This window comes from Pseudomonas putida (assembly GCF_026625125.1).
Taxonomy (GTDB): Bacteria; Pseudomonadota; Gammaproteobacteria; order Pseudomonadales; family Pseudomonadaceae; genus Aquipseudomonas; species Aquipseudomonas putida_X.
The window spans coordinates 4169898-4192686 of record NZ_CP113097.1 but is presented as its reverse complement, the minus strand read 5'-3'; the positions used below and the strand labels follow the sequence as shown (position 1 = coordinate 4192686).

Here is a 22789-nt window from a genome sequence, read left to right as displayed (position 1 = left end):
CCTGTATGTGCCTCAACGATACCTTTGTTTCTGGCGCGGAGACCCCTCAATGCCTGTCGCACCTAATCCTTTGTTGCAAACCAGTACGCTGAGCAAGCCGTCGCGTGCGGGTTCCTCGCAGGTGGACAAGCCGCAGCAGGCGGCGGACGGGCAGGGCGGCGGCTTCGGTCAGGTCATGGCCAGGCAGGGCAATGACAAAGCGCAGGTCCGAGATGACAAGGTTGCCCAGGCCAAGCCCGAGGACAAGAATGAGGTCGGCCAAGGCGGCAAGAAAGAGCCTGCCGACAAACCGGCGGCTGCCGATGACGGCAATAAATTGCCAGCGGACGATCAGGCGCAAGCCAGTACCGATAGCGCACCTGGCAGTGATTCGACCTCGCTGGACGCCAGCCTGGTGGCGGGCCAGGTGACCGATGCGCAGCCGGGGGCACAGTTGCTGCAAGCCCAGGCTGAAGCGGTGGCGCCGGTGCTTCAGGCTGCGGGCCAGCTACCGCAAGCTGCGATAACCGAAGCGCTGCCCGAGGATCCGGCAGCGCAGGCCTTCGACCCTGATGCCGACCCGTTGGCCAACTTGCCGACCCTGCGCCTGGCACTGGAGCAAAGCGCTCACGCCAAGGGCACGACCTCGGCCCACGCCGCCGACCCCTCCCAGGCCAGTGCCGAGGATGGTCAGCCTGCCGTCAATCCCTTGGCGAACTTGATCGACAAGGTCGAGGCCGAGGCAGGGCAAGCGGAAACCGGTGACAAGGCCTTTGGTGCGTTGCTCGACGATGGCCTCAAGGATACCAAGAGCGCTTCCAGCGACACTCGGATCGACGATTTCGCCAACCGCTTGGCGAGCCTGACCCAGGCTGCCACGGCCAAGACCGCCAATGCCGTGCCGGTGACCGGCAACCCGCTGCACCAGCCGTTGTCGATGAACCAGAACGCCTGGGCTGAAGGGCTGGTCAACCGCGTCATGTACCTGTCCAGCCAGAACCTGAAGTCGGCGGACATCCAGTTGGAGCCCGCCGAGCTTGGCCGGCTGGATATCCGCGTCAACGTCGCTGCCGACCAGGCGACCCAGGTGACCTTCATCAGCGGCCATGCAGGCGTGCGTGATGCGCTGGACAGCCAGGTGCATCGCTTGCGCGAGCTGTTTGCCCAGCAGGGGCTGGCGCAGCCGGACGTCAACGTGGCTGACCAGTCGCGCGGGCAGCAACAGCAAGCGCAGCAGGACGGTTCACAGTTGTCCGGCGTTGCCGCACGGCGGGCCCAGAATGGCGGTGGTAGCGAGCAGGGTGAGCTCGCTGACGCCTCCCGGCCGGTCGAGCATCAGGTCGTGGTCGGCGACAGTGCCGTCGACTTCTATGCGTGAGTTGCTGTTCTCTGCCATGGCCGGTCGCAGGCGATAGGGCCGGTCCCGGCAAAAAATCCCCAATCTGGCATAACACTTGCTCAAGCCACGTCATCCTCATTTGAAACCCCGATGGACGACGGATTATTGGCATGGCGAAGAGCGACGCAGTGAAAGACCCCGCCACTAAAGGCAAACTCAAGCTGATCCTGCTGTTGGTGCTGGCCCTTCTGCTGGCGGTCGGCCTGTCGGTGGGCGCGACCTGGTTCTTCATGCACAAGAGCGAGTCGGCTCCAGCGGCCGATCCGGCAGCGGCCAACGTCAAGCTGGCGGCAATCTACGAGCCCCTGGCGCCGGCCTTCGTGGTCAACTTCAACCAGAACGGCCGCCAGCGCTACATGCAGGTGAGCATCACCCTGCAAGGGCGCAACCAGGCTGACCTGGATGCCCTGAAGGTGCACATGCCGGTGATCCGCAACAACCTGGTGATGATGTTCTCCGGGCAGGGCTTCGACACCTTGGCCGCCAGCTCCGTGGGCCAGGAGATGCTGCGCCAGAAAGCCACCGCAGTGGTTCAGGAAGTGGCGCAGAAGGAAGTCGGCAAGCCGGTGATAGACCAGCTGCTGTTCACCAATTTCGTATTGCAGTAGGAGTCCGCAATGGCCGTACAGGACCTGCTGTCCCAGGATGAGATCGACGCCCTGCTGCACGGCGTCGATGATGGGCTGGTACAGACCGAGAGCGCTGCCGAGCCTGGCAGCATCAAAAGCTACGACCTGACCAGCCAGGATCGGATCGTGCGCGGTCGCATGCCGACCCTCGAGATGATCAACGAACGTTTCGCCCGGTACACCCGTATCAGCATGTTCAACCTCCTGCGTCGCTCCGCCGACGTTGCGGTGGGGGGTGTGCAGGTGATGAAGTTCGGCGAGTACGTGCATTCGCTGTACGTGCCGACCAGCCTCAACCTGGTCAAGATCAAGCCGCTGCGCGGCACTTCGCTGTTCATTCTGGACGCCAAGCTGGTGTTCAAGCTGGTGGACAACTTCTTCGGGGGTGACGGTCGTCACGCCAAGATCGAAGGCCGCGAATTCACCCCCACTGAACTGCGGGTGGTGCGCATGGTGCTGGACCAGTGCTTCATCGACCTCAAGGAAGCCTGGCAGGCGATCATGCCGGTCAACTTCGAGTACATGAACTCTGAAGTCAACCCGGCCATGGCCAACATCGTCGGGCCGAGCGAAGCCGTGGTGGTGTCGACCTTCCATATCGAACTGGACGGTGGCGGCGGCGACCTGCACGTGACCATGCCCTACTCGATGATCGAGCCGGTGCGCGAGATGCTCGATGCCGGTTTCCAGTCCGATCTGGACGACCAGGACGAGCGCTGGGTCAAGGCCCTGCGCGAAGACGTGCTGGACGTTTCGGTACCGCTCAGTGCCACGGTTGCCCGCCGTCAACTCAAATTGCGCGATGTGCTGCACATGCAACCGGGTGACGTGATCCCGGTGGAGCTGCCCGAGCACCTTGTGCTGCGTGCCAATGGCGTGCCGTCGTTCAAGGCGCGCCTGGGTTCGCACAAGGGCAACCTGGCGTTGCAGATCATCGACCCGATCGAACGCCGCTGACGGCGTGCCGGTCGCTCACTACGAATTGAATGCCTGTCGAGGACATCATGGCTAACGAAAACGAGATTACCTCCCCGGATGAACAGGCCCTGGCCGATGAATGGGCTGCGGCGCTGGAAGAAACCGGTGATGCCGGCCAGGCTGACATCGACGCGCTGCTCGGCGGCGACGGCGGTAGCGCCGGTGCCGGCCGGTTGCCGATGGAGGAGTTCGCCAGCTCCCCCCGGCCCAAGGAAAACGTCAGCCTGGAAGGGCCGAACCTGGACGTGATCCTGGACATCCCGGTGAACATCTCCATGGAAGTGGGCAGCACCGAGATCAACATCCGCAACCTGCTGCAGCTCAACCAAGGCTCGGTGATCGAGCTCGACCGCCTGGCCGGTGAGCCGCTGGATGTGCTGGTCAACGGCACCCTGATCGCCCACGGCGAGGTGGTTGTGGTCAACGAGAAGTTCGGCATCCGCCTGACTGACGTGATCAGCCCCAGCGAACGCATCAAGAAGCTGCGCTGAGTGAAGGGCACGATACGGGCTGTCACGGCCCTTGCCGCGCTGCTCGCCAGCGAAGTGGTGATCGCCGCTGCCGCACCGGCCGTGGTGGCCACGCCGCCGGCCGCAGCGCCCGGCAGCCTGGGTGGGCAGCTGGCGCAAATGGTGCTGGGCCTGCTGCTGGTGGTGGGCCTGATCTTCTTTCTGGCCTGGCTGCTGCGCCGCATGCAGGGCGCAGCACCCAAGGGCGGCCAGGTGATCGAAGTGATCGGCAGCCGCGCCATTGGCCCGCGTGACCGGCTGTTGCTGGTGCAGGTGGGCAAGGAGCAACTGCTCATCGGCCACACTCCAGGCAGCATCGAAGCACTGCATGTGCTGGCCGAGCCCGTGCAAGTGCCGGCCAGCGCCCGCCAGGCCACGCCGGAGTTTGCCCAGCGCCTCATGGAGCTGATGGGCAAGGATCATAAGGACAAGAAGTGATGAGCGGCGCGCTACGTACCCTGTCGGGCCTGTTGTTGATGCTGGTGCTGCTGTTGGCAGCGCCTCTGGCCCTGGCCGCCGACCCGCTGTCGATCCCGGCCATCACCCTGTCCAACGGCCCGGACGGGCAGCAGGAATACTCGGTCAGCCTGCAGATCCTGCTGATCATGACGGCGCTGAGTTTCATCCCTGCGTTCGTCATCCTGATGACCAGCTTCACCCGAATCATCATCGTGTTCTCGATCCTGCGCCAGGCCCTGGGCTTGCAGCAGACACCGTCGAACCAGGTGCTGACCGGCATGGCGCTGTTCCTGACGATGTTCATCATGGCCCCGGTGTTCGACCGGGTGAACCAGGATGCACTGCAGCCGTACCTCAACGAGCAGATGACCGCCCAGCAGGCGATCGACAAGGCCCAGGGGCCGCTCAAGGACTTCATGCTGGCGCAGACCCGGCAGAGCGACCTGGACCTGTTCATGCGCCTGTCCAAGCGCACCGACATTGCCGGCCCGGATCAGGTCCCGCTGACCATCCTGGTGCCGGCGTTCGTCACCTCGGAGCTCAAGACCGCGTTCCAGATCGGTTTCATGATTTTCATCCCGTTCCTGATCATCGACATGGTGGTCGCCAGTGTGCTGATGGCCATGGGTATGATGATGCTGTCGCCATTGATCATCTCGTTGCCGTTCAAGATCATGCTGTTCGTTCTGGTCGATGGCTGGGCGCTGATCATGGGCACCCTGGCCGGCAGTTTCGGCGGCGTCTGACGCCGTCAAGGAGAGCCTTGCATGACCCCTGAAGTTGCCGTCGACCTGTTTCGCGACGCCCTGTGGCTTACCACGCTGATGGTGGCCATTCTGGTGGTGCCGAGCCTGCTGGTCGGCCTGGTGGTTGCGATGTTCCAGGCTGCCACGCAGATCAACGAACAGACCCTGAGCTTCCTGCCGCGCCTGCTGGTGATGCTGGTGACACTGATCGTCGCCGGCCCTTGGCTGACCCAGAAGTTCATGGAATACATCACGGGCCTGTACACCAGCATCCCGCAGCTGATCGGTTGAGGCGGCCATGCTGGAGCTGACCGACGCACAGATCGGCACCTGGGTCGCCACCTTCATCCTGCCGCTGTTCCGGGTGACCGCAGTGCTGATGACCATGCCCATCTTCGGTACCCGCATGCTGCCGGCGCGCATACGCCTGTACGCAGCCGTGGCCATTACCGTGGTGATCGTGCCAGCGTTACCGCCGTTGCCGGAATTCGACCCGCTGAGCTTGCGTGGCATGTTGTTGTGCGGTGAACAGATCATCGTCGGGGCATTGTTCGGTTTTTCGTTGCAGTTGCTGTTCCAGGCGTTCGTCATCGCCGGGCAGATCATCGCGATACAGATGGGTATGGCGTTCGCATCGATGGTCGACCCGGCCAACGGCGTCAACGTGGCGGTGGTCAGCCAGTTCATGACCATGCTGGTGAGCGTACTGTTCCTGGTGATGAACGGCCATCTGGTGGTATTCGAAGTGCTGACCGAAAGCTTTACCACCTTGCCGGTCGGTCACGCGCTTGTGGTCAACCACTTCTGGGAAATCGCCGGCCGCCTGAGCTGGGTATTTGGTGCCGGTCTGCTGCTGATCCTGCCGGCAATCGCCGCGCTCCTGGTGGTGAACATCGCCTTTGGCGTGATGACCCGCGCTGCGCCGCAGTTGAACATCTTCTCTATCGGGTTCCCGCTGACCCTGGTGCTGGGTATCGGCATCTTCTGGGTCGGCCTTGCCGATATTCTTCCGCACTACCAGGCATTGGCCAGCGAAGCGCTGCAATGGCTGCGTGAACTGGCGAGGGCGCGCTGAGCATGGCTGAGAGCGAGAGTGGTCAGGACAAGACAGAAGACCCCACCGACAAACGCAAGCGCGACGCGCGCGAAAAAGGTGAGATCGCCCGTTCCAAGGAGTTGAACACCGTGGCGGTGACCCTGGGGGGCGCGGGTGGGCTGCTGGCGTTCGGCGGGCACCTGGCCGAGACGCTGCTGGAGATGATGCGCCTCAACTTCAGCCTGACCCGTGAAGTGATCGTCGACGAGGGTGCCATGGGCGCCTTCTTGCTGGCCTCGGGCAAGATGGCGATCTGGGCAGTGCAACCGGTGCTGATCCTGCTGTTCGTGGTGGCCTTCATTGCGCCCATCGCGCTGGGCGGTTTCCTGTTCTCCGGCAGCCTGCTGCAGCCAAAATTCAGCCGCATGAACCCGCTGTCGGGGATCAAGCGCATGTTCTCGATGAATGCCCTGACCGAGCTGCTCAAGGCCGTTGCCAAGTTCGTCGTCATCCTTGTGGTGGCGTTGGTGGTGCTGGCCAACGACCGCCAGGCGTTGCTGGCGATCGCCAACGAGCCGCTGGACCAGGCGATCATTCATAGCGTTCAGGTGGTGGGGTGGAGTGCATTGTGGATGTCGGCCGGGTTATTGCTGGTGGCTGCGGCAGACGTGCCGTTCCAGCTTTGGCAGACGCACAAGAAGCTGAAGATGACCAAGCAGGAGGTCAAGGACGAGTACAAGGACAGCGAAGGCAAGCCTGAGGTCAAACAGCGGATTCGCCAGTTGCAGCGCGAGGTATCGCAGCGGCGGATGATGGCTGCCGTGCCCGATGCGGATGTGATCATCACCAACCCGACCCATTATGCCGTGGCGCTGCAGTATGACCCGGAGAAGGGTGGGGTGGCGCCGTTGCTGCTGGCCAAAGGTACGGATTTCATTGCCTTGAAAATCCGCGAGATCGGGGTCGAGCACAAGGTGCAGATTCTCGAGTCGCCTGCGCTGGCGCGTGCGATCTACTACTCCACCGAAATCGAACAGGAGATCCCCGCAGGGTTGTACCTGGCGGTGGCGCAGGTGCTGGCGTATGTGTTCCAGATCCGCCAGTACCGGTCCGGCAAGGGCAAACGGCCGGAGCCATTGAAGGAAGATTTGCCGATACCGCCGGATTTGCGGCGTGATAGCTGATGGCGGAGACGGTGCGCCATTGTGTGTTTGAACGTGTCGAGATCAAACGCCGCCTGCGCGGCGCTTAATCTTAACCGCGTGATTGATAGATGCCCACCGGAAAAGATCACCTACCACACTGCAGCCCCCGGTGAGGCAATGTTTTCTTAGTCTCACGTCAGCAGTGTAGGCAACGTTCCAAGTTCATCCATTGATTGCATAAGCAAAAAGTATTCTCTCAACTTTTTGTCAGGTCCCCCCCAATTGCTGTTTGCCCAAGCGCCTTTGCTTTCTTGCGCAAGGCTTGCCGCGCAGCGGCATGCGTTAAATAGGCTGACAGGGTCAGTGCTGGTTCAAGGCCCTGCCTGATTTGCAGCCGCACGCAAGAACGCTCGCCCCGGCTCCCCCCTTTGGTGATCTGTAAAGCCATGGTCTTCCTTTCCTGGAGATCGGCACATGCCGTTGTTATTGTTGTTGGATATTGGATACAGTAGCCAAAATTTCCAGGCTGAGGTCTCTCGAAATGAAACAAAATGTGATTGCACTGGTTTTTGGGGGGAGGAGCTCAGAGCACTCAGTGGCGCTCCGCTCCGCTTCTACGATTCACGCGGCGCTGATGGCCCTCGGTCAGCGTGTGCACTGTGTTGGGATAGATCGTGAGGGCAACTGGAGATATCAGGGGGAGCCTGGCCAGTTTCCAGGCGAGGTTGATCTGTCGGCGCCTTTGATTTCGATACGTCCAGGTCATCCTTCGCTCTCATACACAACTCATGGGAGCGACACGGTGGAGATTGCGATCGATCTGCTCTTTCCGGCACTGCATGGTCGGTGGGGGGAGGATGGAACGATTCAAGGCTTGGCAGCGATGTGCAGTTTGCCTTGTGTGGGCTCCGGGGTGCTGGGTTCAGCAATGTCCATGGATAAGGACGTTACGAAGACGATGGTCCAGTCTTCTGGGCTGGTTGTGGGGCCTTGGAGGGCCATGAATTTCATGCGCCCGTGGGAAGAACTGGTTGAGTGCTTGGGTAGCAGCACGCTCTTCGTCAAGCCCGCCAATTCGGGGTCATCGATTGGTGTTTCTAAGGTATCCAATGCCTTGGAATATGCTGAGGCATTTGCTATTGCAGCGTGTCAGGACACAAAGGTGCTGGTGGAGGCGGAAATCTGTGGAAGAGAGATAGAGTGTGGAGTGCTCGAACTTGAGGGAGGTTTGATGGCCTCGGTAGTGGGTGAAATACTCAAAAAAGAAGGGCACGGATATTACGATTATCAGGCGAAATATGATTGCAACAGCGGAGCAGATCTTCGTGTGCCATGCCTACTGCCGCCGGACATTGTCGAGCGCATTCAGGCATTATCCGTTCAAGCATTCAGATGCCTTGATCTGAAGGGGTACGCCAGGGTGGATTTTTTCTTGACAGAGGGTGGTTCAATTATTCTCAATGAGGTCAACACGTTACCTGGATTTACAAGTTCCAGTATGTACCCGAAAATGTTTGAGTGCTCAGGTTATCCCCCTGTGAAGCTAGTAGGAGCGCTAGTGGAATATGCGCTCTCGTCGGCATCGAAGGACCGTATTACGGCACGTCCTGTCGTGGCCGTGTCTCAAGAAACGTAACGATCGAATCTCGGCCCTCGGCAAGGTGCTCGGCCAAATATTGCTTGGCGGCTTCGCGATCACCCTGAGCGCACGCGTTCACAATGCGTTTGTGGTCTTGTTGCGATTTCTTGTGGTAATCGAGATTTGTCAACAAAAAACGAAGATGGCGATCCACCGAGTCATGAAGGGACTTAATCAACGCAAGTAACCTGGGGCGATTGGCTTTTGAATACAGAAGGTGATGAAACTTTTCGTTAAGTTCGCTAAGCTGGTGCGGGTCTGTTGCATGCTCCATTGTAGACACGAGGTCATACATCTGCGCCAGATCATTCTCTACAATGTTGGCAAAACCAAAGTCCAGGGCTGTGCATTCTGCCATGATCCGCATGTCATAGATCTCGACAATATCTTCAATCGTCATGATCGCGACAGATGCGCCTTTATGGACTTCGTAGGTAACAAGTCCTTCGGCCTCCAATTGCCTTATGGCGTCCCTTACCGGCATTCGGCTCAAGCCGAATTTTGAGGCTAGCTCTTCTTGCCGCAAAGCCGTGCCTTCGGCTATTGCGCCAGAAAGTATGCCTTGGCGTAGCGACTCGACTACATAATCCATCGCGGTTTTATGGCGATGTTTGTCAGGAACGATAAAGCTATCGAGAGAGTTTGCCACCATATGCTCCGGGTCAAGCGATGCAGTCAAAACGCTGGCGAAGGTACCACAGACTCACTAGGGCTACCAATCGAGTCATTGGCTGATGTTCGAGGCGTTATAGCTGGCATTTGCCTCGTGCGTCGGTATAGAAACCACGCTTTTTGCATGAGCATATCGGTGTGAGTTTTTCCATTGGGCAGCCTCTCTGTAGATTTTCAAGAGTGAAGCATTGCGTCATTGCCGTTGAAGCGGGTGGGGTAGGAGGTATTGTTGCTCTTGTTGATTGCCCGCTGATGAGCCGTCAGCCAACGCAATTGGGCTCGGCTGATTCACGTTTCGCGTGGGCTAGGTCAAAGTTGGAAAGCTTCTTGCAGAGCCACGCCCAAGCGCCCCTGGGGCGTCAAAGTTTTGCTTGAAGAGGGCTCTCGGTGGATCGCAGTCAGTTAATCAACAACGCACGCCACAACCTGGCCGGCCTGGGCCGGGGCAACCTGGGTGTGCCGCTGTTGCTGCTGGTGATGTTGGCAATGATGATGTTGCCGATACCACCGTTCCTGCTCGACGTGTTCTTCACCTTCAACATCGCCCTGTCGATCGTGGTCCTGCTGGTCTGCGTGTATGCCTTGCGGCCGCTCGACTTTGCCGCGTTCCCCACCATTTTGCTGGTGGCGACGCTGTTGCGGCTGGCTTTGAACGTCGCCTCCACGCGTGTGGTCATGCTCCACGGCCAGGAGGGCCATGGCGCCGCGGGCCAAGTGATCCAGGCTTTCGGTGACGTGGTGATCGGCGGCAACTACGTCGTCGGTGCAGTGGTGTTCGCCATCCTCATGATCATCAACTTCGTGGTGGTCACCAAAGGTGCCGGGCGCATCTCTGAAGTGAGCGCGCGTTTCACGCTGGACGCCATGCCCGGCAAGCAGATGGCAATCGATGCCGACCTCAATGCCGGCCTCATCGATCAGGCCCAGGCCAAGGCGCGACGCGCCGAAGTCGCCCAGGAGGCCGAGTTCTACGGTTCGATGGACGGTGCCAGCAAATTCGTGCGCGGTGACGCCATCGCCGGCCTGCTGATCCTGTTCATCAACCTCATCGGCGGCATGCTCATTGGCATGCTCCAGTACAACATGTCCTTCAGCGAGGCCGGCAAGGTCTATGCGCTGCTGACCATCGGTGACGGTTTGGTGGCGCAATTGCCATCACTGCTGCTGTCCACCGCTGCCGCGATCATGGTGACCCGTGCCTCCGGCTCCGAGGACATGGGCAAGCTGATCAACCGGCAAATGTTCGATTCGCCCAAAGCGCTGGCGGTATCGGCAGGCTTGATGATCGTCATGGGCCTGGTGCCAGGCATGCCGCACTTCGCTTTCCTCAGCCTTGGGCTGGTGGCCGGCGGTGGTGCCTACCTGGTGTGGAAGAAGCAGCAGAAGGCCAAGGTCGCCGCGCAGCAAGAGGCGCAGCGCCAGCAGGACCTGCTGCCGTCGCCGCAACGGGCGATGGAAACCAAGGAGCTTGGCTGGGATGACGTGACGCCGATCGACATGATCGGCCTGGAAGTCGGCTACCGCCTGATCCCGCTGGTCGATCGCAACCAGGGTGGGCAGCTGCTGGCTCGGATCAAGGGCGTGCGCAAAAAGCTCTCCCAGGACCTGGGCTTCCTCATGCCCACCGTGCACATCCGCGACAACCTCGACCTGCAGCCCAGCGCCTATCGCCTGACGCTGATGGGCGTGATTCTGGCCGAGGCCGAGATCTACCCGGACCGCGAGCTTGCCATCAACCCTGGGCAGGTCTTCGGGACCCTCAACGGCATCGCCGCGCGTGACCCGGCCTTTGGCCTGGAAGCGGTGTGGATCGATATCGGCCAGCGTGCCCAGGCGCAGTCGCTGGGCTACACCGTGGTCGACGCCAGTACCGTGGTTGCCACGCACCTCAACCAGATCCTGCAGAAGCATTGCCACGAACTGATTGGCCATGAGGAAGTGCAGCAATTGCTGCAGGTGCTGGGCAAGGCTTCGCCTAAACTTGCAGAGGAACTGGTGCCGGGTGTCATTTCCTTGTCGGGCCTGCTCAAGGTCCTGCAGGCATTGCTCGCCGAGCAGGTGCCGGTGCGTGACATCCGCAGCATTGCCGAGGCTATCGCCAATAATGCGGGTAAGAGTCAAGATACCGCCGCGCTGGTGGCGGCAGTGCGCGTCGGATTGTGTCGCGCCATCGTGCAAAGCATTGTCGGCGTTGAGTCCGAGCTGCCTGTGATCACGCTTGAGCCAAGGTTGGAACAGATTTTGCTCAATAGTCTGCAAAGGGCCGGGCAAGGTCAGGAAGACGGTGTTCTTCTGGAGCCGAGCATGGCCGAAAAGCTGCAGCGTTCGTTGATTGAAGCGGCCCAGCGTCAGGAGATGCAGGGCCAGCCGGCCATCCTTCTGGTTGCCGGCCCGATCCGTGCCATGCTGTCGCGCTTCGGCCGCCTGGCTGTACCGAATTTGCATGTTCTGGCGTATCAGGAAATACCGGATAACAAGCAAGTCACCATCGTTGCCACCGTGGGCCCCAACGGCTGAGGTAGTGGGTTATGCAAGTTAAGCGTTTTTTCGCCGCCGATATGCGCCAGGCCATGAAGCTGGTCCGTGATGAGCTGGGCTCCGACGCCGCCATCATCGGTAACCGGCGCATCGCTGGCGGTGTCGAACTGACGGCCGCGCTGGACTACAAACTGTCCGCGTTGGCCCCGCGCGTGCCCAATGCCGAGCTCGAGCAAGAGCTGCGCAAGACCCAGACGCGCATCGCCACTGCCCAGGCTGAGCTGGACAACCGCAGTGATGCCAGCGAAGGCAGCCGCCAATTGTTCGCCGGGCAGTCGCTGACCGCCTCGCAGCCCTTGATCGAACCGCATGTGGACGTGCCGGCCCCTGCAGCACCTGCTGCGCCGGCAGCGGTCGACCCGCGCTTGTTCGATGCGATGCGCTCTGAGCTGTCGGGCCTGCGCGAGCTGCTGGAAGTGCAGCTCGGCTCGCTGGCCTGGAACCAGCTGCAAGGCAGCAAACCGGCGCAGGCCAACCTCTGGCGCCGGCTGCAGCGGATCGGCCTGTCCGGGCCGATCGCCCGCGAGCTGCTGGACCTGACCGCCGAAATCGAGGAGCCACGCCAGGCCTGGCGCATGCTGCTGGCGCACCTGGCACGCATGATCGAAGTGCCGGAAATCGAGCCGATCGAAGAGGGTGGCGTGATCGCCATGGTCGGCCCCGCCGGCATGGGCAAGACCACCACGCTGGCCAAGCTGGCGGCGCGCTATGTACTCAAGTACGGCCCGCAGAACGTGGCCCTGGTCAGCATGGACAGTTTCCGCATTGGTGCCCAGGAGCAGCTCAAGACCCTGGGGCGCATCCTCAACGTGCCGGTGACTTATGTAGACCCCGGCCAGTCGCTGGCGCAGGCGTTGGAGCCGCTGCTGCGCAAGCGCGTGGTGCTGATCGATACCGCCGGCCTGCAGGCCAGCGACCCGGCCCTGCGCATGCAGCTGGAAAGCCTGGCCAGCCGCGGCATCGCCGCGAAGAATTACCTGGTGCTGGCCACCACCAGCCAGAAGCAGGTGCTGACGGCCGCCTACCACAGCTACAAGCGCTGTGGCCTGGCCGGCTGCATCCTGACCAAACTCGATGAAACGGCGAGCCTCGGCGATGTGCTGAGCCTGGCCATCAGTCATGAACTGCCCGTTGCCTATCTTACCGATGGCCCGCGCATTCCTGACGACCTGCACTTGCCGCGGGCGCACCAACTGGTTAGCCGCGCGGTCAATGTGCAGTTGCAGGATGAGCCCAGCGAAGAGGCCATGGCCGACATGTTCGCTGATCTCTATCACAACCCAAGGAGAGCGGGTTGATGATCAAGCGTATGCAAAATACCTACACCAAGGGGACCGCTGTGATGCCCCACGTGTGGCTTGGGTCCAAGCGAGACAAGGTGAACAACGAACATGGGTAGCATGCATCCCGTACAGGTGATCGCCGTGACCGGTGGCAAAGGTGGCGTCGGCAAGACTAACGTTTCAGTGAACCTGTCCCTGGCACTGGCCGAACTCGGCCGCCGGGTCATGCTGCTTGACGCCGACCTGGGCCTTGCCAACGTCGACGTGTTGCTGGGCCTGACCCCCAAACACACCCTGGCCGATGTCATTGAAGGGCGCTGCGAGCTGCGCGACGTGCTGTTGCAGGGCCCGGGCGGTGTGCGCATCGTGCCGGCGGCCTCCGGCACCCAGAGCATGGTGCACCTGGCGCCAGCCCAGCATGCCGGCCTGATCCAGGCCTTCAGCGAGATCGGCGACAACCTCGACGTGCTGGTGATAGACACCGCTGCGGGGATTGGTGACTCGGTAGTCAGTTTCGTCCGTGCAGCCCAGGAAGTGCTGCTGGTGGTGTGCGACGAGCCGACCTCGATCACCGACGCCTACGCGCTGATCAAGCTGCTCAATCGCGATTACGGGATGAACCGTTTCCGCGTGCTGGCCAACATGGCGCAAAGCCCGCAGGAAGGGCGCAACCTGTTCGCCAAGTTGACCAAGGTCACTGACCGCTTCCTCGACGTTGCCCTGCAATACGTCGGCGCCGTGCCGTATGACGAGTGTGTGCGCAAGGCGGTGCAGAAGCAGCGGGCAGTCTACGAAGCCTTCCCTCGTTCCAAGTGTGCGCTGGCCTTCAAGGCCATTGCCCAGAAGGTCGACAGCTGGCCGCTGCCGGCCAACCCGCGCGGGCATCTGGAGTTCTTCGTCGAACGCCTGGTGCAGCCAACCAGTGCAGGGCCGGTCCTATGAGTGCGAGCGGGTTCAAGATGTACAGCAAGGCGTCCAAAGACGCCCAGTACGATCTGGTTGAACGCTACGCGCCGCTGGTCAAGCGCATTGCCTACCACCTGCTGGCGCGCCTGCCTGCCAACGTGCAGGTGGAAGACCTGATCCAGGCCGGCATGATCGGCTTGCTTGAGGTCGCCAACAAATACGACGCCAGCAAGGGCGCCAGCTTTGAAACCTACGCCGGCATCCGCATCCGCGGCGCCATGCTCGACGAGGTACGCAAAGGTGATTGGGCACCGCGTTCGGTGCACCGCAACACGCGTATGGTCAGCGATGCGATGCGCGCTGTGGAAGCAAGAACCGGCCGCGACGCTAAAGATCATGAAGTTGCGGCCGAACTCAAGTTGAGTCTCGATGATTACTACGGGATTTTGAACGATACCCTGGGTAGCCGCCTGTTCAGCTTTGACGACCTGTTGCAGGACGGCGAGCACGAAGGGCTGCACGAGGAGGGCGCCAGTGGCCAGGTCGAGCCGTCGCGCGACCTGGAAGACGAGCGCTTCCAGGCCGCCCTGACCGATGCCATCGCCAACCTGCCGGAGCGCGAGCGGCTGGTACTGGCGCTGTACTATGACGAAGAGCTGAACCTCAAGGAAATCGGTGAGGTACTGGGGGTCAGCGAATCGCGTGTCAGCCAGCTGCACAGCCAGTGCGCCGCGCGTTTGCGCAGCCGTCTTGGGGAATGGCGGGCGCGTTGAGCCCGGGGTCGTTGCAGTCGTTTTCACGTTGTACCGAATTGATTGAATGCGCGCTCGGGGCCGAGCGCGTTTGAGACTGCTTGGAGGTCTAATTGAACAAAGACATGAAAATCCTCATCGTTGACGACTTTTCGACGATGCGGCGGATCATCAAGAACCTGTTGCGTGATCTGGGCTTCACCAATACCGACGAAGCTGACGACGGCACCACGGCGTTGCCGATGCTCGAAAGCGGCCATTACGACTTCCTGGTGACCGACTGGAACATGCCTGGCATGTCCGGTATCGACTTGCTGCGCAAGGTACGTGCCCACGAGCGCCTGAAGGGTATGCCGGTACTGATGGTGACGGCCGAAGCCAAGCGCGACCAGATCATCGAGGCGGCTCAGGCCGGTGTGAATGGGTATGTGGTCAAGCCGTTCACCGCCCAGGTGCTCAAAGAAAAGATCGAGAAGATCTTCGAACGCGTCAACGGCTGAACAAAGTCAGGGGGCGCCATGGAATCAACACAAACGTCTTTGGGGGAGTTTGAGTCAACCCTGAAGAAGCATGCTCAGGAACTGGTCGAAAGCCTGGAACGGGGCCGGTTCGGCGAGGCGGTGCAGCTGATTCATCAGCTCAACCAGACCCGCGACCGCGGCTTGTATCAGGAAGTCGGCAAGCTCACGCGCGAGCTGCACAGTGCGATCGTCAGCTTCCAGATCGACCCGCGCATGCCGCAGGCCGAGGAAGTCTCGCAGATCACCGATGCCACCGAACGCTTGTCCTATGTGGTCAAGCTGACTGAAGGCGCCGCCAACCGCACCATGGACCTGGTGGAGGAGAGCACGCCCGTGCTCAACGACCTGGCTGCTGAAGCGCAGAGCCTCAGTGTCGACTGGCAGCGTTTCATGCGCCGCGAAGTCGCTGCGCCGGAATTTCGCGAGTTGGTCAAGCGTGTCGACAGTTTCCTGACGCACAGCGCTGAAGGTAACCGCAAGGTATCCGGCCACCTCAATGACATTCTGCTGGCTCAGGACTATCAGGACCTGACCGGCCAGGTGATCAAGCGGGTGACTGCGCTTGTGACCGAAGTCGAAAGCAATCTGCTCAAGCTCGTGCTGATGGCCAGTCAGGTCGACCGTTTTGCCGGTATCGAACATGACCACCAACAGCTGCGCGCGGAAAAAGATGAAGAAAAATATCCGGCTCGGGGTGAAGGTCCGCAGATTCATGCCGATAAGCGTGAAGACGTCGTGTCCGGTCAGGACGATGTCGATGATCTGCTGTCCAGCCTGGGTTTTTGAGGAGCACGTTTAATGAGCTTCGGCGCCGATGAAGAAATCCTTCAGGATTTCCTGGTAGAAGCCGGCGAAATTCTTGAGCAACTGTCCGAGCAACTGGTCGAGCTGGAAAGCCGGCCCGATGATGCCGACCTGCTCAATGCGATCTTTCGCGGTTTCCACACTGTAAAAGGGGGCGCCGGCTTCCTCCAGCTCAATGAGCTGGTGGAGTGCTGCCATATCGCCGAGAACGTGTTCGACATCCTGCGCAAAGGTGAGCGCCGGGTCGACGCGGAACTGATGGACGTGGTGCTCGAAGCACTGGACACGGTCAACAGCATGTTTGGCCAGGTGCGCGAGCGCAGTGAAGTCACCCCGGCCACGCCCGAGTTGCTGGCGGCCCTGGCACGCCTGGCCGAGCCGGCTGGCCCTGAAGCGGCTGCGCCGGTGGTCGAGGCTGCGCCTGCGCCGGCCGAACCTGCCGCCGAGGCCGACATCACCGACACCGAATTCGAGCAGCTGCTCGACTCGCTCGATGCGGTCAAAGCCCAGGCAGCCGCTGCCGAACAGCAGCTGCAAGGCGAAACGCTGTCCGGTTCGGGTGACGAGATCACCGACGACGAATTCGAATCGTTGCTCGACCAGTTGCACGGCAAGGGCCAGTTCTCGGCCGAAGGCGTTGCCACAGAGCCTGTGGCCGCTTCTGCCAGCGCGCCAGCCAGCGACGAGATCACTGACGAAGAATTCGAGTCGCTGCTCGATCAGCTGCACGGCAAGGGCACGTTCCAGGCGGATGCGCTGCCTGCTGCCGTGGCTCCGGTGGCCAGCGAAGCGCCAGCTGCCGGTAGCAGCGATGAAATCAGCGAGCACGAGTTCGAGGCACTGCTCGATCAGTTGCATGGCAAAGGCAAGTTCACCGGCGATGCGGTCACCGCCGAAGCGCCCGCCGCCGTTGCCACCCCTGTGGCCGCCAAGGCGCACAGCCAGCCTGTGGCCAAGCCGGCACCTGCACCTGCACCTGCACCTGCTGCGGCGGCCAAGCCCGCCGCGCCGGCCCGCGCGCCTGCACCTGCTGCCGAGAAGCACGCGGTGAGCGAAGCGGAAACCACCGTGCGCGTCGATACGGCGCGCCTGGACGAGATCATGAACATGGTCGGCGAACTGGTGCTGGTGCGTAACCGCCTGGTGCGCCTGGGCCTGAACAGCGGTGACGAGGCCATGTCCAAGGCCGTGTCGAACCTGGACGTGGTCACTGCCGACCTGCAGACCGCGGTGATGAAAACGCGTATGCAGCCGATCAAGAAAGTCTTCGGCCGCTTCCCGCGCCTGGTCCGCGACCTGGCCCGCCAGTTGAAGAAAGAGATCAACCTGGAACTGGTCGGTGAAGAGACCGACTTGGACAAGAACCTTGTCGAGGCATTGGCCGACCCCCTGGTGCACTTGGTGCGCAACGCGGTTGACCACGGTGTGGAGATGCCTGAAGAGCGTGAAGCGTCGGGCAAGGCGCGTACCGGCCGCGTGGTGTTGTCGGCCGAGCAGGAGGGTGACCACATCCTGCTGTCGATCTCCGATGACGGCAAAGGCATGGACCCTAACATTCTGCGCGCCAAGGCGGTGGAAAAGGGCCTGATGGACAAGGACGCCGCCGACCGTCTGAGCGAGTCGGACTGCTACAACCTGATCTTCGCCCCAGGCTTCTCGACCAAGACGGAAATTTCCGATGTGTCCGGCCGTGGTGTCGGTATGGACGTGGTCAAGACCAAGATTTCCCAGCTCAACGGCTCGATCAACATCTTCTCGGCCAAAGGCCAGGGTTCGAAGATCGTCATCAAGGTGCCGCTGACCCTGGCGATCATGCCGACCCTGATGGTGATGCTGGGCAACCAGGCGTTCGCCTTCCCGCTGGTCAACGTCAACGAAATTTTCCACCTGGACCTGTCGCGCACCAACGTGGTCGACGGCCAGGAGGTGGTGATCGTGCGCGACAAGGCGCTGCCGCTGTTCTACCTCAAGCGCTGGCTGGTCCAGGGCCAGGTGCACGAGGAGCAGCGCGAGGGCCATGTGGTGATCCTCTCTGTGGGCACCCAGCGCATCGGCTTCGTGGTCGACCAACTGGTGGGCCAGGAAGAGGTGGTGATCAAGCCGCTGGGCAAGATGCTGCAGGGCACCCCGGGCATGTCCGGCGCCACCATCACCGGTGACGGTCGCATTGCGCTGATCCTCGACGTACCGAGCATGCTCAAGCGTTACGCGGCGCGGCGTATTTGATTTCGGTGGCGCGCCCTGCGGGGCTGCGCCACCTAATGGAGTGTTTATGGCAGTCAAGGTCCTGGTGGTGGATGATTCGGGTTTCTTCCGCCGCCGCGTCTCGGAAATCCTCTCGGCGGACCCGACGATCCAGGTCGTCGGTACCGCGACCAACGGTAGGGAAGCGATCGACCAGGCGCTGGCGCTCAAGCCCGATGTCATCACCATGGACTACGAAATGCCCATGATGGATGGCATCACCGCCGTGCGGCACATCATGCAGCGCTGCCCGACACCGGTGTTGATGTTCTCCTCGCTGACCCACGAAGGCGCCCGTGTGACCCTCGACGCGCTGGATGCCGGTGCGGTGGATTACCTGCCGAAGAACTTCGAGGACATCTCGCGCAACCCGGAGAAGGTCAAGCAGATGCTGTGCGAGAAGGTGCACACCCTTTCGCGCAGCAACCGTCGTTTCGGTGGTTACCCAAGCACCGCAGCGGCGCCTGCGCCGGCACCTGCCAGCGTGGCGCACGCCCCCGCCAGCAGCCTGGCCAGCACGGCGTCCACACGCAGCGTGGCGCCTGCCCGAGCGGCGGCTGCACCGGCGTCAAGCCATTCGCCCGCGCCCAAGCGCAAGCCCTACAAACTGGTGGCTATCGGCACATCGACCGGTGGCCCGGTCGCGCTGCAGCGGGTACTGACGCAATTGCCTGCCGGGTTCCCGGCTCCGATCGTGCTCATCCAGCACATGCCGGCGGCGTTCACCAAGGCGTTTGCCGAGCGCCTGGACAAGCTGTGCAAGATCAGCGTCAAGGAAGCCGAGGACGGCGACGTGCTGCGCCCAGGCCTGGCCCTGCTTGCCCCCGGTGGCAAGCAGATGATGATCGATGGCCGGGGCACGGTGAAGATCCTGCCCGGTGACGAGCGCTTGAACTACAAACCCTGCGTGGACATCACCTTCGGTTCGGCAGCCAAGTCGTACGGTGACAAGGTGCTGTCGGTGGTGCTGACCGGCATGGGCGCCGACGGCCGTGAAGGCGCGCGCCTGCTCAAGCAGGGCGGCAGCACCGTGTGGGCCCAGGATGAAGCCAGTTGCGTGATCTACGGCATGCCCATGGCCATCGTCAAAGCCAACCTGGCCGATGCGGTGTACAGCCTGGATGAGATTGGCAAGCACCTGGTCGAGGCGTGTGTGTAATGGATGTCCTTAGCCTGATCGGACTGATCCTGGCCTTCGTCGCCATCGTCGGTGGCAACTTCCTCGAAGGTGGCCATGTCGGCGCGCTGCTCAATGGCCCGGCAGCCCTGATCGTACTGGGCGGTACCCTGGCGGCGGCGCTTTTGCAGTCACCGTTGTCATCGTTCAAGCGTGCCTTACAGATCTTGCGCTGGATCATCTTCCCGCCGCGGGTCGATCTGGCTGGCGGCATCGACAAGGTGGTGAACTGGAGCCTGACCGCACGCAAGGAAGGCCTGCTTGGCCTGGAAGGTGTGGCCGATGGCGAGCCCGACCCGTATGCCCGCAAAGGCTTGCAGTTGCTGGTCGACGGCGCCGAGCCCGAGGCCATTCGCAGTATCCTCGAAGTCGATTTCCTGACCCAGGAAGGCCGCGACATCCAGGCTGCCAAGGTGTTTGAAAGCATGGGCGGCTACGCGCCGACCATCGGCATCATCGGTGCGGTGATGGGCCTGATCCACGTGATGGGCAACCTGGCCGACCCGTCTCAGCTGGGCAACGGCATCGCCGTGGCGTTCGTTGCCACCATTTATGGCGTGGCCAGTGCCAACCTGATTCTGTTGCCGGTCGCGAGCAAGCTCAAGGCCATCGTCATGCGCCAGTCGCGCTACCGCGAAATGCTGCTAGAAGGCCTGTTGTCGATTGCCGAGGGTGAGAACCCGCGTTCGATCGAACTGAAGCTGCAAGGCTTCATGGAGTAACCTATGCGTCGCCGTCGCCATACTGAAGAACATGAAAACCACGAGCGATGGCTGGTGTCGTACGCCGACTTCATTACCTTGCTGTTCGCCTTTTTCGTGGTCATGTACTCGATTTCCTCGATCAACGAGGGTAAGTACAAGGTCATTTCGCAAGCGCTGCTCGGGGTGTTCAACGACCCTGAGCGGAGCATGAAGCCAATCCCTATCGGCGATGAGCAACCGCTCAGCGTCAGGCCGGCCGAGCCGTTGATCAAGGACAGTGAGCAGACCGACGCAGGCCTTGCGCAGACCAGCGTCGACCCGCTCAAAGCCATCAGTGAAGACGTGCGCGATGCCTTCGGTGACCTGATCAGCTCCGACCAGATGACCATTCGCGCCAACGAGCTGTGGGTGGAGATCGAGCTGAATTCCTCGCTGCTGTTCGGCAGTGGCGATGCCATGCCCAGCGACCAGGCGTTCGACATCATCGAGAAGGTGGCGCACATCCTCAAACCGTTCGCCAACCCGGTGCACGTCGAGGGCTTTACCGACAACCTGCCGATCCGTACCGCGCAATACCCGACCAACTGGGAGCTGTCTTCGGCGCGGGCGGCAAGCATTGTCCGCCTGCTGGCGATGGAAGGCGTCAACCCGGCGCGCATGGCCTCGGTGGGCTATGGCGAATATCAGCCTGTGGCCAGCAATGACACTGCAGAGGGCCGGGCGCGAAACCGCCGGGTGGTGCTGGTGATCTCGCGCAACCTTGAAGTGCGCCGCAGCCTGACGGGCTCCGGCAGTGCCAATACCACCCCGGACGCCGCCCTGCGCCGCGCTGGCACACAAAGTGCACCGGCAACCCCAGCAGCGACGGCGGGGCAGTGACTCGTCAATTCTCTGTCACCGCGAACCCTGTGGCGGCTGCAAAGCCGGATCGCACAGGGTTCAGCGGCCTCCATGAATCAAGAGTTGTCCTATGAGAGTCTGGGCAGTAGCCAATCAGAAAGGCGGGGTCGGCAAGACCACCACCACTATCGCCCTGGCCGGTTTGCTGGCCGAGGCGGGCAAGCGCGTGGTCGTCGTCGACCTTGACCCGCATGGTTCGATGACCAGCTATTTCGGGCACAACCCCGATGCGCTGGAGCACAGCTGTTACGACCTGTTCCTGCACAAGGGCCAGGTGCCGGATGGCTTGCCCGGGCAGCTGCTGCTGCCGACCAGCGACCAGCGTATCTCGCTGCTGCCTTCGAGTACCGCATTGGCGGTGCTGGAGCGGCAGTCTCCGGGGCAGAGTGGGCTGGGGCTGGTGATCGCCAAGAGTCTGGCGCAACTGTGGCAGGATTTCGACTTCGCCCTGATCGACAGCCCCCCGCTGCTCGGGGTGCTGATGGTCAACGCACTGGCCGCCAGCCAGCAGCTGGTGATCCCGGTGCAGACCGAGTTTCTCGCGGTCAAGGGCCTGGAGCGCATGATCGGTACGCTGGCCATGATCAACCGTTCGCGCAAGCAGGCCTTGCCCTACCAGATCGTGCCGACCCTGTTCGACCGCCGGACTCAGGCTTCGCTGGGTACGCTGAAAGTATTGCGTGATACCTATGAACATCAGGTGTGGCAGGGCTACATTCCGGTCGATACGCGCCTGCGCGATGCCAGCCGCAACGGCGTCACGCCGTCACAGTTCGATGGCAAGAGCCGCGGCGTGATCGCTTACCGGGCGCTGCTCAAGCACCTGCTCACCTACAAGGCTGCAGTACAGGTGGCGTCATGACGGTGAAGACGGGTACGCGGCCGCAACTGGCCTTGCAATCTTACCTGGACGGCCTGCTGCAGGAAGCCACCGAGGCTGAAACCAATCTCGAGCTGCCGGCTGCGAGGGACGAATTTGCCGCGGCGGTGCGCGAAGAACAGGCCCGAGACGCGCAGCCACAGGCCCAGAAGCCTGCAGTGAGCGTCCCGGCAAGGCCTTTCGCCGAACCGCAGGCCGGGGTACTTGCGACTGTCTTGCCGGTCGAAGCGCCGGTGGTGGCGGTGGTCGAGGCCAAGGTGGTGGCCGAAGCCGCCATTCCAGTACTGACCCAGGTTCAGGCGCCCGAGCCCGTCGCGCCGTTGGTTGAAGTCAACCTGCCCGCGCCGAGCGCGCCTGTGCCACCGGCCACGGTCGATGGTCGCCCGGCCTGGGCGGCCGAGCCCTTCGAGTGCCTGCTGTTCGACGTCGCCGGGCTGACGCTGGCAGTGCCGCTAGTGTGCCTGGGCTCGATCTACAGCCTGGAGGGCCAGGAACTGACGCCGCTGTTCGGCCAGCCGGACTGGTTCCTTGGCATTCTCACCTGCCAGGCGGGCAACCTGAAGGTGCTGGACACGGCGCGCTGGGTCATGCCAGATCGTTACCGGGACGATTTCCGTCAGGGCTTGCACTATGTCATTTCCGTTCAGGGCTACGAATGGGGGCTGGCGGTGCATCAGGTCAGCCGTTCCCTGCGCCTGGACCCGTCGGAGATCAAATGGCGCAGCCAGCGTGGTCAGCGACCGTGGCTGGCCGGCACGGTGATCGAACACATGTGTGCGCTGCTGGACGTGGCCGAACTGGCCGAGCTGATCGCCAGTGGCGCGGTCAAGCAGCTGCATACCAAACACAAATAACTGCGAACACACCGCCATTGGCGGATTTTGAGGGC

Annotated in this window: 24 protein-coding genes; 22 read left to right on the top strand and 2 right to left on the bottom strand. The window is 61.8% G+C overall.

Annotated features, from left to right (window positions below):
• Positions 1–49 precede the first annotated feature (49 nt).
• The 9 genes from OSW16_RS19265 (at position 50) to flhB (ending at position 6919) form a co-directional block, all read left to right on the top strand.
• Entirely contained in the window at positions 50–1357 is a 1308-nt protein-coding gene (locus tag OSW16_RS19265; protein ID WP_267817703.1) for a flagellar hook-length control protein FliK, read from the top strand.
• Between the two features lie 131 nt (positions 1358–1488).
• Positions 1489–1986 carry a flagellar basal body-associated protein FliL gene (gene fliL / locus OSW16_RS19260; protein WP_241804572.1) on the top strand — a complete coding sequence of 166 codons (498 nt, stop codon included), beginning with the start codon at positions 1489–1491 and terminating at the stop codon, positions 1984–1986.
• A 9-nt stretch (positions 1987–1995) separates the two neighbouring features.
• Positions 1996–2964: a flagellar motor switch protein FliM gene (fliM, locus tag OSW16_RS19255; RefSeq protein WP_012315514.1), complete on the top strand. Its 969-nt coding sequence runs from the start codon at positions 1996–1998 to the stop codon at positions 2962–2964.
• Between the two features lie 47 nt (positions 2965–3011).
• The gene (fliN, locus tag OSW16_RS19250) at positions 3012–3476 is read left to right on the top strand and encodes a flagellar motor switch protein FliN (protein ID WP_267817700.1); all 465 of its coding nucleotides are present in this window, start codon (positions 3012–3014) and stop codon (positions 3474–3476) included.
• Positions 3477–3932 (top strand): flagellar biosynthetic protein FliO, encoded by a 456-nt coding sequence (gene fliO / locus OSW16_RS19245; RefSeq protein ID WP_241804570.1) that lies wholly within the window; start codon positions 3477–3479, stop codon positions 3930–3932.
• The gene (gene fliP, locus OSW16_RS19240; protein WP_241804569.1) at positions 3932–4699 is read left to right on the top strand and encodes a flagellar type III secretion system pore protein FliP; all 768 of its coding nucleotides are present in this window, start codon (positions 3932–3934) and stop codon (positions 4697–4699) included. The genes fliO and fliP overlap by 1 nt, the downstream gene beginning before the upstream one ends.
• Before the next feature lie 21 nt (positions 4700–4720).
• Positions 4721–4990 (top strand): flagellar biosynthesis protein FliQ, encoded by a 270-nt coding sequence (gene fliQ, locus OSW16_RS19235; RefSeq protein ID WP_012315510.1) that lies wholly within the window; start codon positions 4721–4723, stop codon positions 4988–4990.
• A 7-nt stretch (positions 4991–4997) separates the two neighbouring features.
• Complete coding sequence (gene fliR / locus OSW16_RS19230; RefSeq protein WP_241804568.1) at positions 4998–5774, top strand: flagellar biosynthetic protein FliR; 777 nt, start codon at positions 4998–5000, stop codon at positions 5772–5774.
• Positions 5775–5776: 2 nt separating this feature from the next.
• On the top strand, positions 5777–6919 hold the full coding sequence (gene flhB, locus OSW16_RS19225) for a flagellar biosynthesis protein FlhB (protein ID WP_267817694.1): 1143 nt from the start codon (positions 5777–5779) through the stop codon (positions 6917–6919).
• Between the two features lie 217 nt (positions 6920–7136).
• Here flhB and OSW16_RS19220 read toward each other — a convergent pair whose 3' ends face one another.
• Positions 7137–7328: a hypothetical protein gene (locus OSW16_RS19220; protein WP_267817692.1), complete on the bottom strand. Its 192-nt coding sequence runs from the start codon at positions 7326–7328 to the stop codon at positions 7137–7139.
• 93 nt (positions 7329–7421) lie between these two features.
• On the opposite strand from OSW16_RS19220, the gene OSW16_RS19215 reads away from it, so the two are divergent.
• Positions 7422–8516, top strand: coding sequence for a D-alanine--D-alanine ligase family protein (locus OSW16_RS19215; RefSeq protein ID WP_267817689.1), 1095 nt, complete (start codon positions 7422–7424; stop codon positions 8514–8516).
• On the opposite strand, the gene OSW16_RS19210 is transcribed toward OSW16_RS19215, so the two are convergent.
• On the bottom strand, positions 8476–9171 hold the full coding sequence (locus OSW16_RS19210) for a GntR family transcriptional regulator (RefSeq protein WP_267824045.1): 696 nt from the start codon (positions 9169–9171) through the stop codon (positions 8476–8478). The two genes, OSW16_RS19215 and OSW16_RS19210, sit on opposite strands and share 41 nt — an antisense overlap.
• Positions 9172–9578: 407 nt before the next feature.
• Here OSW16_RS19210 and flhA point away from each other — a divergent pair, with 407 nt between their 5' ends.
• The 12 genes from flhA to OSW16_RS19150 all read left to right on the top strand — a co-directional run bounded on the left by flhA (position 9579) and on the right by OSW16_RS19150 (position 22754).
• Positions 9579–11708, top strand: a complete 2130-nt coding sequence (flhA, locus tag OSW16_RS19205) for a flagellar biosynthesis protein FlhA (RefSeq protein WP_267817687.1) — start codon at positions 9579–9581, stop codon at positions 11706–11708.
• Between the two features lie 11 nt (positions 11709–11719).
• Positions 11720–13027 carry a flagellar biosynthesis protein FlhF gene (gene flhF, locus OSW16_RS19200; RefSeq protein ID WP_267817685.1) on the top strand — a complete coding sequence of 436 codons (1308 nt, stop codon included), beginning with the start codon at positions 11720–11722 and terminating at the stop codon, positions 13025–13027.
• A gap of 93 nt (positions 13028–13120) precedes the next feature.
• The gene (gene fleN / locus OSW16_RS19195; RefSeq protein ID WP_011534890.1) at positions 13121–13954 is read left to right on the top strand and encodes a flagellar synthesis regulator FleN; all 834 of its coding nucleotides are present in this window, start codon (positions 13121–13123) and stop codon (positions 13952–13954) included.
• Entirely contained in the window at positions 13951–14691 is a 741-nt protein-coding gene (fliA, locus tag OSW16_RS19190; protein ID WP_012315498.1) for an RNA polymerase sigma factor FliA, read from the top strand. The genes fleN and fliA overlap by 4 nt, the downstream gene beginning before the upstream one ends.
• A gap of 104 nt (positions 14692–14795) precedes the next feature.
• Positions 14796–15170, top strand: coding sequence for a chemotaxis response regulator CheY (locus OSW16_RS19185; RefSeq protein ID WP_133328372.1), 375 nt, complete (start codon positions 14796–14798; stop codon positions 15168–15170).
• 18 nt (positions 15171–15188) lie between these two features.
• Complete coding sequence (locus OSW16_RS19180) at positions 15189–15977, top strand: protein phosphatase CheZ (protein ID WP_267817681.1); 789 nt, start codon at positions 15189–15191, stop codon at positions 15975–15977.
• Positions 15978–15989: 12 nt separating this feature from the next.
• Positions 15990–18221, top strand: a complete 2232-nt coding sequence (locus tag OSW16_RS19175; RefSeq protein WP_267817679.1) for a chemotaxis protein CheA — start codon at positions 15990–15992, stop codon at positions 18219–18221.
• A 46-nt stretch (positions 18222–18267) separates the two neighbouring features.
• The gene (locus OSW16_RS19170) at positions 18268–19398 is read left to right on the top strand and encodes a protein-glutamate methylesterase/protein-glutamine glutaminase (RefSeq protein ID WP_267817677.1); all 1131 of its coding nucleotides are present in this window, start codon (positions 18268–18270) and stop codon (positions 19396–19398) included.
• The gene (locus OSW16_RS19165) at positions 19398–20138 is read left to right on the top strand and encodes a flagellar motor protein (RefSeq protein WP_241804562.1); all 741 of its coding nucleotides are present in this window, start codon (positions 19398–19400) and stop codon (positions 20136–20138) included. The genes OSW16_RS19170 and OSW16_RS19165 overlap by 1 nt, the downstream gene beginning before the upstream one ends.
• Positions 20139–20141: 3 nt before the next feature.
• Positions 20142–20999 (top strand): flagellar motor protein MotD, encoded by an 858-nt coding sequence (gene motD, locus OSW16_RS19160; protein WP_241804561.1) that lies wholly within the window; start codon positions 20142–20144, stop codon positions 20997–20999.
• 91 nt (positions 21000–21090) lie between these two features.
• Positions 21091–21882 carry a ParA family protein gene (locus OSW16_RS19155; RefSeq protein ID WP_241804560.1) on the top strand — a complete coding sequence of 264 codons (792 nt, stop codon included), beginning with the start codon at positions 21091–21093 and terminating at the stop codon, positions 21880–21882.
• On the top strand, positions 21879–22754 hold the full coding sequence (locus OSW16_RS19150; protein WP_267817672.1) for a CheW domain-containing protein: 876 nt from the start codon (positions 21879–21881) through the stop codon (positions 22752–22754). Before OSW16_RS19155 ends, OSW16_RS19150 begins: the two co-directional genes overlap by 4 nt.
• Positions 22755–22789 lie beyond the last annotated feature (35 nt).

Bases quoted from the DNA above. Each gene is read 5' to 3' on its own strand.
- OSW16_RS19265 (WP_267817703.1), top strand. From the start codon at position 50: ATGCCTGTCGCACCTAATCCTTTGTTGCAAACCAGTACGCTGAGCAAG.
- fliL (WP_241804572.1), top strand. From the start codon at position 1,489: ATGGCGAAGAGCGACGCAGTGAAAGACCCCGCCACTAAAGGCAAACTC.
- fliM (WP_012315514.1), top strand. From the start codon at position 1,996: ATGGCCGTACAGGACCTGCTGTCCCAGGATGAGATCGACGCCCTGCTG.
- fliN (WP_267817700.1), top strand. From the start codon at position 3,012: ATGGCTAACGAAAACGAGATTACCTCCCCGGATGAACAGGCCCTGGCC.
- fliP (WP_241804569.1), top strand. From the start codon at position 3,932: ATGAGCGGCGCGCTACGTACCCTGTCGGGCCTGTTGTTGATGCTGGTG.
- fliQ (WP_012315510.1), top strand. From the start codon at position 4,721: ATGACCCCTGAAGTTGCCGTCGACCTGTTTCGCGACGCCCTGTGGCTT.
- fliR (WP_241804568.1), top strand. From the start codon at position 4,998: ATGCTGGAGCTGACCGACGCACAGATCGGCACCTGGGTCGCCACCTTC.
- flhB (WP_267817694.1), top strand. From the start codon at position 5,777: ATGGCTGAGAGCGAGAGTGGTCAGGACAAGACAGAAGACCCCACCGAC.
- OSW16_RS19220 (WP_267817692.1), bottom strand. From the start codon at position 7,328: ATGGCTTTACAGATCACCAAAGGGGGGAGCCGGGGCGAGCGTTCTTGC.
- OSW16_RS19215 (WP_267817689.1), top strand. From the start codon at position 7,422: ATGAAACAAAATGTGATTGCACTGGTTTTTGGGGGGAGGAGCTCAGAG.
- OSW16_RS19210 (WP_267824045.1), bottom strand. From the start codon at position 9,171: ATGGTGGCAAACTCTCTCGATAGCTTTATCGTTCCTGACAAACATCGC.
- flhF (WP_267817685.1), top strand. From the start codon at position 11,720: ATGCAAGTTAAGCGTTTTTTCGCCGCCGATATGCGCCAGGCCATGAAG.
- fleN (WP_011534890.1), top strand. From the start codon at position 13,121: ATGGGTAGCATGCATCCCGTACAGGTGATCGCCGTGACCGGTGGCAAA.
- fliA (WP_012315498.1), top strand. From the start codon at position 13,951: ATGAGTGCGAGCGGGTTCAAGATGTACAGCAAGGCGTCCAAAGACGCC.
- OSW16_RS19185 (WP_133328372.1), top strand. From the start codon at position 14,796: ATGAAAATCCTCATCGTTGACGACTTTTCGACGATGCGGCGGATCATC.
- OSW16_RS19180 (WP_267817681.1), top strand. From the start codon at position 15,189: ATGGAATCAACACAAACGTCTTTGGGGGAGTTTGAGTCAACCCTGAAG.
- OSW16_RS19175 (WP_267817679.1), top strand. From the start codon at position 15,990: ATGAGCTTCGGCGCCGATGAAGAAATCCTTCAGGATTTCCTGGTAGAA.
- OSW16_RS19170 (WP_267817677.1), top strand. From the start codon at position 18,268: ATGGCAGTCAAGGTCCTGGTGGTGGATGATTCGGGTTTCTTCCGCCGC.
- OSW16_RS19165 (WP_241804562.1), top strand. From the start codon at position 19,398: ATGGATGTCCTTAGCCTGATCGGACTGATCCTGGCCTTCGTCGCCATC.
- motD (WP_241804561.1), top strand. From the start codon at position 20,142: ATGCGTCGCCGTCGCCATACTGAAGAACATGAAAACCACGAGCGATGG.
- OSW16_RS19155 (WP_241804560.1), top strand. From the start codon at position 21,091: ATGAGAGTCTGGGCAGTAGCCAATCAGAAAGGCGGGGTCGGCAAGACC.
- OSW16_RS19150 (WP_267817672.1), top strand. From the start codon at position 21,879: ATGACGGTGAAGACGGGTACGCGGCCGCAACTGGCCTTGCAATCTTAC.